We start from the raw sequence: 14,173 nt of genomic DNA, 5'->3' as shown, positions 1-14,173 counted from the left end.
TCGAACCGGGAATGCCTTGGAATTTGCTGATCACGGGGGCCTCATGGCACGTTATGTCTTCATCACCGGTGGCGTGGTTTCCTCGCTCGGCAAGGGTCTGGCCTCGGCGGCACTGGGCGCGCTGCTGCAGGCGCGCGGCTTTTCGGTCCGCCTGCGCAAGCTTGACCCCTATCTCAACGTCGACCCCGGCACGATGTCGCCCTTCGAGCATGGCGAGGTTTTCGTCACCGATGACGGCGCCGAGACCGATCTCGACCTTGGCCACTATGAGCGCTTCACCGGGGTGAGCGCACGCAAGACGGATTCGGTCTCCTCCGGGCGGATCTATTCGAACGTGCTCGAAAAAGAGCGCAAGGGCGCCTACCTGGGCAAAACGATCCAGGTGATTCCGCACGTCACCAATGAAATCAAAGACTTCATCGGCATCGGCGATGATGAGGTGGATTTCATGCTGTGCGAGATCGGCGGCACCGTCGGCGATATCGAGGGCCTGCCCTTCTTCGAGGCGATCCGGCAATTCGCGCAAGACCGCCCGCGCGGGCAATGCATCTTCATGCATCTGACGCTGCTGCCCTATCTTGCGGCGAGCGGAGAGCTGAAGACCAAGCCGACCCAGCATTCGGTGAAAGAACTGCGCTCGATCGGCTTGCAACCCGATGTGCTGGTGTGCCGCTCCGAACATCCGATCCCGGACAAGGAGCGCGCCAAGATCGCGCTGTTCTGCAACGTGCGGCCCGAGGCGGTGATCCCGGCCTATGACCTGCGCTCGATCTATGAGGCGCCGCTCGCCTATCATCGTGCCGGCCTCGATCAGGCGGTGCTTGACGCGTTCAACATTTCTCCCGCGCCGCGCCCGGATATGGGCCGCTGGGAAGATGTGATGGACCGGCTCACCAATGCCGAGGGCGAGGTGCGTGTGGCGATCGTCGGCAAATATGTGCAGCTCGAAGATGCCTACAAGTCGATTGCCGAAGCGCTCACGCATGGCGGCATGGCGAACCGGGTGAAGGTGAAGGCGGAGTGGATCGACGCCGAGATTTTCGAGCGCGAGGACCCCGGCCCGCATCTGGAGAATTTCCACGCCATTCTCGTTCCCGGCGGCTTTGGCGAACGCGGCACCGAAGGCAAGATCCGCGCCGTGAAATTTGCGCGCGAGAAGGGCGTGCCCTATCTCGGGATCTGTCTTGGCATGCAGATGGCCGTGATCGAGGCGGCGCGCAATCTGGCGGGCGTGACCGATGCGGGCTCGGAGGAATTCGACCACGAGACCGGTAAGAAGCGGTTCACGCCGGTGGTCTATCACCTCAAGGAATGGGTGCAGGGCAACCACCGCGTCGAGCGCAAGGTCACCGATGACAAGGGGGGCACGATGCGGCTTGGCGCCTATTCCGCGGCGCTCAAAGAGGGCTCGAAGGTCGCCGAGGTTTACGGCGCCACCGATATCGAGGAGCGCCACCGCCACCGCTATGAGGTCGACATCAAATATCGCGAAGCGCTTGAGGGCTGCGGGCTTCTGTTTTCGGGGATGAGCCCCGACGGGCGGCTCCCGGAGATCGTCGAGCACCGCGATCACCCGTGGTTCATCGGCGTGCAGTTCCACCCGGAACTGAAATCCAAACCCTTCGCGCCGCACCCGCTCTTTGCGGGGTTCGTGAAGGCCGCGCTCGAACAAAGCCGTCTGGTCTGAGCCCGCAGCTTGCGCCCGCTTGTGCGGGCGCCCCAAAGGGGGGCTGTCTGCCCCCCTCTTGCGGCTGCGCCGCAATTCACCCCCCGAGGATATTTGGACAAAGTCGAAGGGGCTGAAATCAAGAGAAAAGGCGCTTCACTCGGACCTCAGAGGGGAGGGTAAGGGAAGCGCCTTCGACTTTGACGGTCATCGGCGTCCCCGCCTGTACCGTAGATCAAGGCTGCCTGAGTCTGGTTAACGAATCGTTAAAAGCCGCTCGGCCTCGCCTTCGACTTTGCTCAAATATCCCGGGGGGTGAATTCGCCAAAGGCGAAGAGGGGGGCAGCGCCCCCCTTTCGGGGCGACGGCGTCAGCCGGCGCAAGCGCTAGGTTTCGATGCGCAAACGGGTCGAAAGCCAGGGCGCCTCGACGCAGGCCGGAGCAACGATCCGCTCCGCCAGAAGGCCCCGCAGCCGCGCCGCCACCGCGCCCGGCATCTCCCCCATCGTTCCCATCCGCGCGCTCAGCACGATCCGCCGCGCAAGCCCTGCCCCCGGAAGCGGTGCAAGCGCCACCCCCTCGCGCTTGCCATGCAGCACACCGGTGGGGGTCAGGATCGACCAGCCCTGCCCCGCCGCCACCATCGCGAGGATCGCCGGCGTGCTGTCGATCTCGAACCGATGCCCCGGTGCAGCGCCTGCGCGTGCCAGATGCGCCGCAATCTGGCGCCCCATGACCGTGCGTTGCGAGTAATGCAAAAGCGGCAGATCGGCCCCCACCTGTCCCTCGGGCCAGACCGCGATAAAGGGCTCGGTGAGCAGCGGATGCCGCTCCAGCCCTTCGGCGGCACCTTCGAGCTCCGCCGCCACCACCATATCGAGCGCGCGCGCCTCAAGCTGGGCGGCAAGCCGATGGCTCGGCCCGGTCTCGAGCAGGAACCGGCACGCGGTGAGCTCGGCCCCCATGCCCGCGAGCAAAAGCGGCGTCACCTCTGCCTCGAAATCCTCGATCATGCCGAGCCGGAAACTGCGCAGCCCGGCCGGGTCTGCAAGCCCGACCCCCGCGCGCCCCTTCGCAAGCTCATCAAGCATCGCTTCGGCATGGGGCAGAAAGGCCCGCCCCGCAGCCGTCAGAGCAAAGGGCCGGGCGGTGCGATCCACAAGCTCCGCCCCCAGCGCCGCCTCAAGCGCGGTGATCTGCTGGCTTACCGCCGAAGCGGAGACCCCCAGCCGCCGCGCCGCAGCGGTGATTGCCCCCTCCTCCGCCGTCGCCACCAGCAGCTCCACTGCCCAGAGGCTGATTTTCTCGCCCCGACCGCTCACGTTCCCGCCTTCCGTCTCGAACCATCCGCGCCAGAATGCGCGCCCTCGACAGGCTTTGGCAACCCAGCCCGCCCGCAGGCCTGCCCTGCCAAAGCGCGCCGCCACGTTTTCTGATTTTCCAGAAAATTGAAATCGTCCTGCCCGCGCGCCTGAGCCTCTCTGCGATCTGGCCCGGGACTTGCACAAAGGGGGCGGAGCGCGCCTTTGCAGCATCACCCCTCCCGGCGCCGGGTTTCGCGATGACGGTCGAACCGGGCCCGGGGGTCCGGGGGGCGTGCCCCCCGGCCCGGTCAGATCTCCCGCGCAGGCTCAGAGCTTCGAAAGCTTCGACTGCAGCTCGGCCAGTTGCTTCTTGATCGCGTCGAGTTCGTCGCGCCCGCTTGCCCCCTCGGCCCCGCCCTCTCCCTCGGCAACGGCCGCACCCCAGCCCGCCATCATCGACTTCAAAAACGCCTCCTGCTGGCGTTGCAGCGCCTCGAAGCCGGGCATCGAGGCCATCGGGTTCGGCATCGCCGAAAAATTCTCCATCATCTTCGACTGCCCCTCGCGCAGCATCTCGAAGCTCGCCGCCAGAAACTGCGGCACAACCGATTGCGCCTGCGTGGTATAGCTGCGCACGAGATCTGTGAGCACATCGACCGGCAGCACATTCTCGCCCCGGCTCTCATGCTCGGCGATGATCTGCAGCAGGTATTGCCGTGTCAGGTCATCGCCCGATTTCAGATCGACGATCTGCACCTCCCGGCCCTGCCGGATGAAGGCGGCGATATCTTCGAGCGTCACGTAATCGCTGGTCTCGGTGTTGTAGAGCCGTCGGCTGGCGTAGCGTTTGATCAGCAACGGCTTTGCATCTTCGGCCATGTCGTTCTCCTCCCCAGAATGTCATCGGCCAATCTGTATGGACCGTTCTTTTTGGCGTTGCAGCAATGATTAAGCCGCGCTGCCGCAAAAGCAACAAAAGAAAAGGGCGCACCGAAGTGCGCCCCAGACGGTCGACAGGGAGGAGGAGGTCGAACCGCCGCTTTTGTTAAAGCATCACGCTCATTTCGCCGCAGTGGCGGTGGCTTTCTTGGCGACCGCGGTCACCTCTTCGGTGGCTTTTTTCATCGCCGCGGTGGTCTCTTCCGAGATTTCCTTGCCAGCCGAGAGCATCAGCTCAACGGTTTCCATCTGCACTTTCTTCGCCACTTCGGCGAAGGCGGCGAGGTTTTCCGCAGCCATCTCGGCCGAGGCAGAGGCGAAATCGCTCATCGCCTTGGCATAATCGGCGGGTTCGACTTTCGAGGCGGTCAGCGCGCCGACCTTGCCAAGCGTGTCCTTGGCCCATTTGGCGGAGATGTCGGTCGATTTTTCAGCGGCTTCGAGCGCCACTTTCGCCATTTTCTCGCTCAGCGCGGTCTGCGCCTTGAACGCGTCTTGCATCTTCGACATGTCCATCGGCATCGCCGACATCATGTCTTGCATCATCTTGGTGAAATCTTGGGTCTTGGCCATTGGGGTTCTCCGGGTTTTGGGGGGCCCTTCGAGGCTGCGGGGCCCTGTCGCTTGAGAAATATATACATGCTGCAGTGCAGCATTTCAACAAAAACCTGCTGCGTTGCAGAAATTTCATCGAGATTTTTCAACCCAGGCGTGCGCCGCAACAAAAACATGCCCGCTCAGAGGCTTCGCTCAGAACGCCCCCTCAAGGCGCGCGCCAGGGCAGCGTTCCGGCGGGCAAGCGCCTGCCAAAGCGGTCGACCAGCATCACCAGCCCCGCCACAAGCGCGAGCGCGATCACCGAGATCGCAGCGGCGGCGGTCGAATTGCCCTCATATTGCATCGAGAAGATCTGCACCCCGATCGTCTCATGCCCGGCAGACCACAACAGCGCGGAGACGGTGAGTTCATTGAGCGCGGTCATGAAGATCAGCACTCCTCCGGCCACAGCGGTGGGGGCAAGCACGGGGGCGGCGATCCGGGTGATGCGGCGCATCACGCTCACTCCGGCGATCCGCGCGGCCTCGTCAAGCGCGGGATCGGTGCGCGCGATCTCGGCCTCGACCGGGCGCAGCACAAGCGGCAGGAAGCGGCCGAGATAGGCGAGCGCAAGGATCGCCGCCGTGCCATAGAGCGACACACCGACGAGCGGCAGCGGGCGCAGATAAACGAGAATCATCGCCAGACCGAACACGGTGCCGGGCACGACGAACCCGGCATCCGCCAGCCAGCCGAGCGCCCGGCCAAGCGGGCTTTGCGCAACGCTCGACAGCCACCCGAGCGCGATTGCCACCAGAGCGCTGAGCCCCGCGGCGCCAAGCGAGAGCGCGAAGGAATTGAAAAAGGCGCGCTGCACCGCAGGGCTTGTCAACACGGTTGCGAAATTGGCGAGCGTTGCGGTTTCAAAGCTCAGCGCAACGCCAAGCGCGGGCACAAGCGCGGTGGCGAGCAGTGCCGCCAAGGGGGCGAGCACGAGAAGCCCGAGCACGGCCCAGAGCGCCAGCGCAAAGGGCAGTGCCGCGCGCCCCGCGTCAAAGCCGGTGAAGCCTGCCCCGGCGGCGAGCGGCACGGTCCAGCGCTTTTGCACGATGTGGCGCGCCAGAAGCGCTGCGAGCGCCAGCGCCACGAGCACGAGCGCAATCGCCGCCACCTTGCCGATCACCGCCGGGCCAAAGCCGTTCAACCGCTGATAGATCAGCGTGGTGAGCACCGAAAACCGCCCCGGAATGCCGAGCAGCGCGGGCACGCCGAAATTGCCGACCGCGGCGGCGAAGGAGAGCATCCCCCCCGCCGCAACCGCGGGCAGCGTCAGCGGCAAGAGCACGCGCGCGATGATCCGGCCCGTTCCGGCCCCGGCGATCCGCGCCGCCTCCACCAGATCGGCGGGCACCGATTGCAGCGCGGCGCGCGCGGCAATGAAGACAAGCGGCATATGCTCGATCCCCATCAGCCAGACCACACCGCCCCCCGAATAAAGCGGGTTCGGGCGGCCGGGCGGCGGCGCAAGGCCAAGCGGCGACAGAAGCGCCGAGCCCGGCCCCATCAATTCGATCCACCCCAGTGCCATGATCTGCGAGGGGATCAGCACCGGCGAGAGCGCAAGGAAGGAGGCCAGCGCCCGGCCCGGCAGCCGCATCAACCCGGTGGCGAGCGCAAGGCCGAGGCCCAGCACCACCGAGACCACCACCGAGCCCGCCGAGGACCAGAGCGTGTTCCAGAGCGCGCGCTGAAAGGCGCGGCTCGCAAAAGTGTCGCGCAAGAGCCCGAAAGCCGCGCCGCTCTCATCTGGCCCCAGCGCCAGCACAAAGAGCCGCGCGAGCGGATAGAGCGCGGTCACGGCGAGGTAAAAGGCGACGAGGGCGGCCATCCATCGGATGCCGCCCGCGCCAAAGGCTCTGTGTGTAAAATCAACCACCGAAGAGATCAGCGAAATGCTCCTTGTTCGCCTGATCTTCCGCCATCAGCTTCGTGGCATCGAGCGGCAGGATATGCAGGCTCTCCAGCGTCGGGTAGCCCGCGGGCGCAGCCACCCCCTCGATCACCGGGAAATAGCCCTGCGCCACCGATTGCGCCTGCGCGGCTTTCGAGAGCTGCCAGTCGACAAAGGCTTTCGCGCCCTCGGGGTTGTCGGTGCCCGCCACAATCGCCACCGGCTGGGTGATCGCGCTCACGCCCGCCTCGGGCCAGACGAAGTCGACCGGAGAGCCCTTGGCCTTCGCGTTCATCGCCATGTATTCGATGATGATGCCATAGGCTTTTTCGCCGCGCGCCACGGCCTCGATCACGGTGCCATTGCCCTGCCCGGCGACGGCGCCATTCTTGGCCAGATCCTCGTAATAGGCCCAGCCGAACTCAGGCTGCTGCGTCATTGTGCCGACATGGATCACCGCAGCGCCCGAGTAAAGCGGGCTCGGCATGATCGTTTGCGCCGCCACATCGGGGGCGCGCAGATCGTCCCAGCCCTTCGGCGCCTCTTTCACCAGATCGGTGTTGTAAACAATGCCGGTGGTGATCAGCTTGGTGCCGAAAAAGGTGTGATCGGGGTCGATGAGATCGGCCGGAATGCCCGCCACCGGCGCATCGTCATAGGCCATCAGACGGCCATCGTTTTTCAGCTGCGTCATCGCCACGGCATCGGCAATCAGAAGCACATCGGCAGGCGATGTCCCGGCGGCAAATTCGGCCTGCAGCTTGGTCATCAACTCGGTCGTGCCGGTGCGGAACACCTCCACCTTCACATCCGGGTAATCCTTGTTGAAGGCCTCGACCACCTTCGCCATCTGCTCTTGCGGCTGCGAGGTATAGACGGTGATCTCGCCCGAGGGCTGGGCAAAGGCCGGGCCGGCCAGCGCCATCAAAGCGAGCGTCATGGTGCGAAGAGAGGTCATGCGGATCTCCTGTATTTCGATTTCATGGCAAGCTCTTAGCTCGCCGGTTTGAAACATTCGTGACAGCGCCAGCCGCGGGCGCCCGGCACCCAAAGCACCGTTTCGGCATTTTGCAGGCGCCGGTGCGGGGTGGCGGGGGCGAGCACGGCATGGATCTCGCGGGCGGTGCCGGAATGGGCGATGAGGATCAGGGGCTCGGCGCGGTCGATGCGGGCCAAGGCCGCACGGATGCGGGCCCGAAACGCGCGCAGGGACTCTCCGCCGGGCGGCGTGGCCTCGCGCTTCAAAATCGCGCGCGGCTGCCCCTCCCAGCCGCCCCAGTCGCGCTCGGCAAGCCCCGCCACAGCCTCGGTCGCAAGACCAAGCCGCGCGGCGAGCGGCGCCGCACTCTGGCGCGCGCGCAAAAGCGGCGAGGTGAGAACACGCGCCAGCGGCAGATGCGCCAGAAAGGCGGCAGCCTGATCGGCCTGCATATGGCCCCGCGGGCTCAGCGGCAGGTCGGTCTGACCGCAGATGATATCGGCGGCATTCGCCTCGGTCTCGCCATGCCGCATCAACAGGAAGGCGCCGGGCGGCAGCTCCAGTGCGGGACGATCTACCACGTCAGCCCCCCCTGCCCCAGCCATGGGCCGGGCAGCGCCGCCGCAAGCCGGGCGCGCGCCGCCGCGGGCGCGAAGGCGGGCAGCACGGTCTTGGCCCCCGTGTCGCGCAGCATCGCGCCCAGCGTGGCCAGCTCTGGATGCACGTTCCAGCGCAAGACCCGTGCCCGCCCCTGGGGCACCCAGGCCGCGGCGGGGGCGCCCTCGGCCAGATGACCGGTGAAGAGAATCGGCACGCCCGCAGCAAGCGCTCGCGGGCCGAGCCGCTCCGAGAGCCCCGAGCCGCAATTGGGCCCGCCCGCGATGGTCACGCCGGTCAGCGGGTCTTCGGGCCCGATCCGGCGGGCAACCGCCAGCAGCCGTTTCAGGGCTTCTGCCCCGCCCGGCGCCAGCCAGTCGGGCCGCGCCCCCATTCCTTCGGCCACATCGGCGGTTTCGGGGCAGAGGGCAACATCGTGGCCGGCCTCAAGGCAGGCCAGCGCGATCTCGAGCCCGCGCCCGCCCATCGGGGCGGGCAAAAGACAGGGGCCGGAGCCAATCGCGGCCAGAAGCGCCGCGCGCTGATCGGCAAGCCGCGCGGGTTCGGCGCCATAAGATGCGTCGAGCACCGCCACGCGCGCCCTGGGCAACGGCCGGGCGGCAAAAAGGCCGCCCTCGGCGCAATAATCTCCGCTGTATACCAGCCCCTCCGCGCCACCGACCCGCATCCAGACCGCGCCCGGCGCATGGCCCGCAGCGCCCGTCTCCACCCGCACCCCGGCGATGGTCTGCGCCGCCTCAAGCGGTTCGGCTTGCGCCAGAAGCGGGCTGCGCGCCAATGCGCGCACGGGCTCGGTGGCAAAGACGGGCGGGGAGCCGAGCCGGTCGAGCCAATCGAGCGAGCCGATGTGATCCGCGTGCCCGTGCGAAATCAAAAGCGCATCGATCCGCCCGATCCCGGCGGGCGGAATGACCGGGCGCGCCGCATGATCGGGCCCAAGGCCAAGGTCGAGCACAAGCCGCGCCCCCCCCGTTTCAAGAAGGAAACAGGCTGGCCCCTTGGCATCAAAGCCCCCAAGCGCGGTGAGCCTGTTCATGCCGGAACCGTCCGCCCGACCGGGCTCAGCGCTTTGGGCGCCACCTCGGCGCGTGGCAGCACAAAGCCGCCCCGGAGCACCACCTTGAGCCGCGATCCGCGCGGCGCGGCGCGGTCCAGCCGCAGCGGCAAAGAGGCGACATCGGGCAGATCGTCAAAAATCAACTGCGCGATATGCCAGCCATCCTCGAACCGGCATTCGAGCACGGTCGCGGGCAGGCCCATCGCCCGGCTGTGCGCCAGATCGCGCGGATGCACGCAAAGCCAGCCCGGGCCGGGCGGCGCGGTGCCCGGAAGCGTGGTCTCCTGCCCGCCGAGCCGGATCCGGCACCGCCCGGCGGCGGCAGAAACGACCGTGACGGGAAGCGTGCGCCCCTGCCCCACGAAGCGCGCCACCATCGGGCTTGCGGGGCGCTCGAACACCTCTTGCGGCGGGGCGAGCTGCTCAAGGCGGCCGCGGTCCATCACGCCAATAAGGTCCGCCACCGCCATCGCCTCATTCTGGTCATGGGTGACAAAGACCATGGTGCAGCCGGTCTCGGCATGGATGCGGCGAAATTCGGCCAGCATGGCAGCGCGCAGATGCGCATCAAGGTTGGCAAGCGGCTCGTCGAGCAAAAGCACGCGGGGCCGCGCGGCAAGGCTGCGCGCCAGCGCGACCCGCTGGCGCTGCCCGCCCGAAAGCTGATGCGGGCGCCGCCCTGCCAGAGCCGCAAGGCCGACCTTGGCAAGCGCCTCCTCGACCCGCGCGAGGCGCTCGGGTTTGGCAAGCCGGTTCAGCCCGAAGGCGATGTTCTCGGCCACGCTCATATGCGGCCAGAGCGCATAGGATTGAAACACCATACCAAGCCCACGCGCCTCTGGCGGCGTGAAGCAAGACGGCCCCGCAACCTCCTGACCACCAATGGAAAGCCTTCCGCCATCGGGGCGGTCGAGCCCGGCAATCTGGCGCAAAAGCGTGGTCTTGCCACAGCCCGAAGGGCCAAGCAGCGCCAGAAATGTGCCAGAGGGGATCTCGGCGCTCACACCATCGAGGGCAAGGGTTTCGCCAAAGCGACGACTCAGATTTTCGAACGACAGCGCGGCCATGGCTCCCGCGATACGCCCGCCATATGACCGTTTTGTGACACCCCGTCAGGCGGCGAGAAAGCTTTTCACGAAGGGGGTGGCAGGATGGGCCCGGATGTCTTGCGGGCGGCCGATCTGCTCGATCCGGCCCATCGACATCACCACGACCAGATCGGCAAGTTCCATCGCCTCTTCCTGATCATGGGTGACGAAAATAGTGGTGAGGCCGGTTTCGTCATGAATGTCGCGCAGGCCCTGACGCAGCTCCTTGCGCACCTTGGCATCAAGCGCGCCAAAGGGTTCATCCAACAGCAGCATCCGCGGCTCGATCGCCAGCGCACGGGCGAGCGCCACGCGCTGCCGCTGCCCGCCCGAAAGCTGCGACGGGTAGCGCGCGCCGATCTGCGGCAACTGGATCAGATCGAGCAGCTTTGCCACCCGGCGCGCGATCTCGGCCTTGGGCGGGCGGGTGGCGCGCGGGCGCGCCTTCAGCCCGTAGGCGATATTCTCGAACACGGTCATATGACGAAAGAGCGCGTAGCTCTGGAACACAAAGCCCGCCCGGCGCGCCTGCACGGTGAGCCCGGTCGCATCCTGCCCGTCAAAGAGCACGCGCCCCGAGGAGGGAAACTCAAGCCCGCCCAGAATGCGCAAAAGCGTGGTCTTGCCCGAGCCGGAGGGGCCCAAAAGCGCCACCAGCGCCCCCGAAGGGATGGCGAGAGAGACCGGATGCAGCGCCGTGGTCGGGCCGAATTCCTTGGCGATTTCGTCGATGTCGATATGCATGGCGAGACCTTTCAGGCTTGCGCTTTGCGGGCGTGCTGGCGCTCCAAAAGCGCCTTGACGAGGAGGGTGAGAAGCGCGAGCGCGCTCAGGCAGGCGGCGAGCGAAAACGCCGCAACCGAGAGATATTCGTTATACATCATCTCGATAGTGATCGGCATGGTGGCGGTTTGGCCGCGGATCTTGCCCGAAACCACCGCCACCGCGCCAAACTCGCCCATGGCGCGGGCATTGGCGAGCAGCACACCGTAAAGGAGCGCCCAGCGGATGTTGGGCAGCGTAACGGTGAAGAGCGTGCGCCAGCCGCCCGCCCCGAGGGTAAGCGCGGCCTCCTCCTCGGTGCGGCCCAGCTCAACCATGACCGGGATGAGTTCGCGCGCGACAAAGGGAAAGGTGACAAACAGCGTCGCCAGCACGATCCCCGGCAGCGCGAAGATGACGGGATGGCCCGAGGCGACCAGCCAGCCGCCAAGCGTGGCATTGGCGCCAAAAAGGAGCACAAGGCAGAGCCCCGCGACCACGGGCGAAACGGAAAACGGCAGGTCGATCAGCGTGATCAGGAGCGCCTTGCCGGAAAAGTCGAATTTCGTCAAAAACCACGCCGCCGCCAGACCGAAGGCGGCATTGATCGGCACGGCAATCGCGGCAACGGTCAGCGTGAGCCGGATCGCCGCCAGTGCATCGGGCTTGGCGAGGGCGGCAAGCGATGCGCCGGGGCCACCGGCCAGCGCCTCGGTGAACACCACGCCAAGGGGCGCAAGCACAAAAACGGCAAGCACGGCAAAGGCGAGCCCGATCAACGCGCGGCGCGCGAGCGCGGGTTCGGTGATCGCGGCGTGAAGGGAAAGCTCAGACATCGCCAATCCTCCTGCGGCTCCAGATCTGCACGAGGTTGATCGCGAGCAGCATCGCAAAGCTGATCGCCAGCATCGCCAGCCCGATCGCGGCGGCGCCTTTGTAATCATAGGCTTCCAGCTCGATTACAATCAGCAAGGGCGCGATCTCGGTGCGCATCGGGATATTGCCCGCGATGAAGATCACCGAGCCGTATTCGCCCACCGCCCGCGCCAGCGCGAGCGCAAAGCCGGTGAGCGCGGCGGGGCTCAGCATCGGCCAGATCACCCGGGTAAGGGTGGTGAGGCGCGAGGCGCCAAGCGTGGCCGAGGCCTCCTCCACCTCTTGCGCGATCTCCTCCACCACCGGCTGCACGGCCCGGGTGACAAAGGGCAGCCCCACAAACATCAGCGCCAGAAAGATCCCCCATTCGGTATAGGCGATCTTTGCACCGAACTCGGCCGCCAGCGCGCCGAAGGCGCCATTGGGCGCATAAAGCGCGGTGAGCGCGATCCCCGCCACCGCGGTTGGCAGCGCGAAAGGCAGATCAACCGCGGCATCGAGAAGCCGCCGCCCCGGAAAGCGGTAGCGCGCCAGCACCCAGGCCAGCCCGACCCCCAGCACAAGGTTCACCATCGCGGCGAGAAAGGCGAGCCGGAAGGAGAGCCAAAGCGCGGCCTGCACGCGCGGGCGGTCGATCGCGGCCCAAAGTGCATCGGGCCCCATCGCCGCGCCCTGCGCGATCAACGCGCCGAGCGGGGCCAGCACCACCAGCGAGAGCATGGTGAGGGTGATGCCGAGGCTCAGGCGCCGCCCCGGCATCGGCGAGGGATGAATGAAAGGCGCGCCCATCCTCTGCTCACTTCGCCGCATAAATCTGGTCGAACGTGCCGCCATCGCCAAAATGCTCGGGCTGCGCTTTGGCCCAACCACCGAAATGGCCGATATCGACAAGATCAATCTGCGGGAAACGCGCGACATCCTCGGGCGCCGCGGCGGAGGTATCCCAGCCGCGGTAGTAATGCTTGAAGGCAAGCGCCTGGCCTTCCGGGGTGTAGAGGAAATCGAGATAGGCCGAGGCAAGCGCGCGCTGCTCGGGGCTCTTCACATTTTCATCGACAAGCGCCACCGGCGGCTCGGCAAGGATCGAGACGGAGGGCACGACAATCTCGAACTGGTCCGGGCCAAGCTCTGCCAGCGCCAGATAGGCCTCGTTCTCCCAAGCGAGCAGCACATCGCCAATACCGCGCTGCGCGAAGGTGGTGGTGGCACCGCGTGCACCGGTGTCCAGCACCGGCACATGCGCAAAAAGATCATGCTCGAACCCTTTGGGATCAATGCCGTTTTTCTCCGCCCAGGCCCAGGCGGCAAGGTAGTTCCAGCGCGCCCCGCCCGAGGTTTTCGGGTTCGGCGTGATCACCTCGACCCCGTCCTTGATCAGATCGCCCCAATCCTGGATTCCCTTCGGATTGCCCGCGCGCACCAAAAACACGATGGTCGAGGTGTAGGGCGCGGAATTGTGCGGCAGCCGCCCCTGCCAATCGGCGGGGAGCTTGCCCGCCTTGGCGATCTTGTCGATGTCGGAGGCAAGCGCGAGCGTGACGATCTGGGCATCGAGCCCCTCGATCACCGCCCGGGCCTGCGCGCCCGAACCGCCGTGCGAGGTCTCGATCTCGGGCGCCTCATGGCCCTGCACCACCCAGTAATCGGCAAAAGCGGCATTGACGTCGCGGTAAAGCTCCCGCGTCGGATCATAAGAGACGTTGAGCAGGCTCTCTGCCACGGCACGCGGCGCGCTGGCGCCAAGCGCCGTCAGCCCCAGAACGAGCGCCAGCGCCGTGGTGCGCACCAGCCGCGTGATCGGCCAGCCGGTGAGATGCAGCGCGCCATCGGCAATCGTCACCCGCCCATCGGAATGGGTCTTGGTCAGACGCCCCTGAGCAGAGATGTGGCGCGACAGTTGGATCGTGGTAAGCATATGTTTTCCTTTTAGAATTGAGTGGTGGCCCCAGCAGGCCGCGTTTCGACGCGCCAGCGCCGGGGATCACGGTTGCGCAGCAGCTCGCACGCAGCCTCCTCGGGGGCACGGGTAAAAAGAACGAACACGTCGCCGCCAATCTGATGCGGTCGCCCCGTGACGATGTCGATCAATGAAAGGGCTAGAAGAGGGCGGCGCATCATCCCCTCCCACTGCGGTGGCCCGAGGGCCGATGGCCAAGGTGACGCGGCATCGGGCAGAGCATGCAACGCTGCGAACCGGCCACGATTTGGGCGGGGGCGAAAGCGAGGAACGGGGTCATGGTCGTCTCCGTGCTGATTGGTCCATCCGATGCGTTAAATCTCTATCGGACTAGTCGTGTAATCAAGAAAATAATCTCGTCTTTATCTGTCGTGATTTTGGAATTTTTTTCTCCCGCACGGGCGGCAGAAATAAAAAAAGCCCCGCGATGCGGGGCCAT

Annotated in this window: 13 protein-coding genes; 1 reads left to right on the top strand and 12 read right to left on the bottom strand. The window is 66.1% G+C overall.

The genetic code is table 11. The features are described from left to right. Positions 1 to 43 precede the first annotated feature (43 nt). The gene (locus ACFSM0_RS09300) at positions 44 to 1,687 is read left to right on the top strand and encodes a CTP synthase (RefSeq protein WP_377389619.1); all 1,644 of its coding nucleotides are present in this window, start codon (positions 44 to 46) and stop codon (positions 1,685 to 1,687) included. A 365-nt stretch (positions 1,688 to 2,052) separates the two neighbouring features. Here the strand turns inward: ACFSM0_RS09300 and ACFSM0_RS09295 are convergent, their stop codons facing one another. The 12 genes from ACFSM0_RS09295 to ACFSM0_RS09240 all read right to left on the bottom strand — a co-directional run bounded on the left by ACFSM0_RS09295 (position 2,053) and on the right by ACFSM0_RS09240 (position 13,692). Next, a complete protein-coding gene (locus tag ACFSM0_RS09295; RefSeq protein ID WP_377389617.1) occupies positions 2,053 to 2,988 on the bottom strand; it encodes a LysR family transcriptional regulator in 936 nt (311 codons plus the stop codon). Positions 2,989 to 3,297: 309 nt separating this feature from the next. Continuing rightward, a complete protein-coding gene (gene phaR / locus ACFSM0_RS09290; RefSeq protein WP_377389615.1) occupies positions 3,298 to 3,849 on the bottom strand; it encodes a polyhydroxyalkanoate synthesis repressor PhaR in 552 nt (183 codons plus the stop codon). 180 nt (positions 3,850 to 4,029) lie between these two features. After that, complete coding sequence (locus ACFSM0_RS09285) at positions 4,030 to 4,482, bottom strand: Phasin (RefSeq protein ID WP_377389613.1); 453 nt, start codon at positions 4,480 to 4,482, stop codon at positions 4,030 to 4,032. 190 nt (positions 4,483 to 4,672) lie between these two features. Next, positions 4,673 to 6,334: an ABC transporter permease gene (locus ACFSM0_RS09280; protein WP_377389611.1), complete on the bottom strand. Its 1,662-nt coding sequence runs from the start codon at positions 6,332 to 6,334 to the stop codon at positions 4,673 to 4,675. Positions 6,335 to 6,374: 40 nt separating this feature from the next. Continuing rightward, positions 6,375 to 7,355 (bottom strand): ABC transporter substrate-binding protein, encoded by a 981-nt coding sequence (locus tag ACFSM0_RS09275; RefSeq protein ID WP_377389609.1) that lies wholly within the window; start codon positions 7,353 to 7,355, stop codon positions 6,375 to 6,377. 35 nt (positions 7,356 to 7,390) lie between these two features. Continuing rightward, the gene (locus ACFSM0_RS09270; protein WP_377389607.1) at positions 7,391 to 7,957 is read right to left on the bottom strand and encodes a histidine phosphatase family protein; all 567 of its coding nucleotides are present in this window, start codon (positions 7,955 to 7,957) and stop codon (positions 7,391 to 7,393) included. Beyond that, entirely contained in the window at positions 7,951 to 9,030 is a 1,080-nt protein-coding gene (locus ACFSM0_RS09265; protein WP_377389605.1) for an MBL fold metallo-hydrolase, read from the bottom strand. Before ACFSM0_RS09265 ends, ACFSM0_RS09270 begins: the two co-directional genes overlap by 7 nt. Further along, positions 9,027 to 10,118 (bottom strand): ABC transporter ATP-binding protein, encoded by a 1,092-nt coding sequence (locus tag ACFSM0_RS09260; protein ID WP_377389603.1) that lies wholly within the window; start codon positions 10,116 to 10,118, stop codon positions 9,027 to 9,029. The genes ACFSM0_RS09265 and ACFSM0_RS09260 overlap by 4 nt, the downstream gene beginning before the upstream one ends. 45 nt (positions 10,119 to 10,163) lie before the next feature. Beyond that, positions 10,164 to 10,883, bottom strand: coding sequence for a sulfate/molybdate ABC transporter ATP-binding protein (locus ACFSM0_RS09255; protein ID WP_377389601.1), 720 nt, complete (start codon positions 10,881 to 10,883; stop codon positions 10,164 to 10,166). An 11-nt stretch (positions 10,884 to 10,894) separates the two neighbouring features. Next, positions 10,895 to 11,737 (bottom strand): sulfate ABC transporter permease subunit CysW, encoded by an 843-nt coding sequence (cysW, locus tag ACFSM0_RS09250; protein ID WP_377389599.1) that lies wholly within the window; start codon positions 11,735 to 11,737, stop codon positions 10,895 to 10,897. Further along, entirely contained in the window at positions 11,730 to 12,566 is an 837-nt protein-coding gene (cysT, locus tag ACFSM0_RS09245; RefSeq protein WP_377389597.1) for a sulfate ABC transporter permease subunit CysT, read from the bottom strand. The genes cysW and cysT overlap by 8 nt, the downstream gene beginning before the upstream one ends. Positions 12,567 to 12,573: 7 nt before the next feature. After that, entirely contained in the window at positions 12,574 to 13,692 is a 1,119-nt protein-coding gene (locus ACFSM0_RS09240; protein WP_377389595.1) for a sulfate ABC transporter substrate-binding protein, read from the bottom strand. Positions 13,693 to 14,173 lie beyond the last annotated feature (481 nt).

The organism is Rhodobacter lacus (genome assembly GCF_042683065.1).
In the GTDB taxonomy this organism is placed as follows: Bacteria; Pseudomonadota; Alphaproteobacteria; order Rhodobacterales; family Rhodobacteraceae; genus Rhodobacter; species Rhodobacter lacus.
Note: the sequence above shows the minus strand (reverse complement) of the source record. Positions and strands in the feature narration are given on the sequence as shown.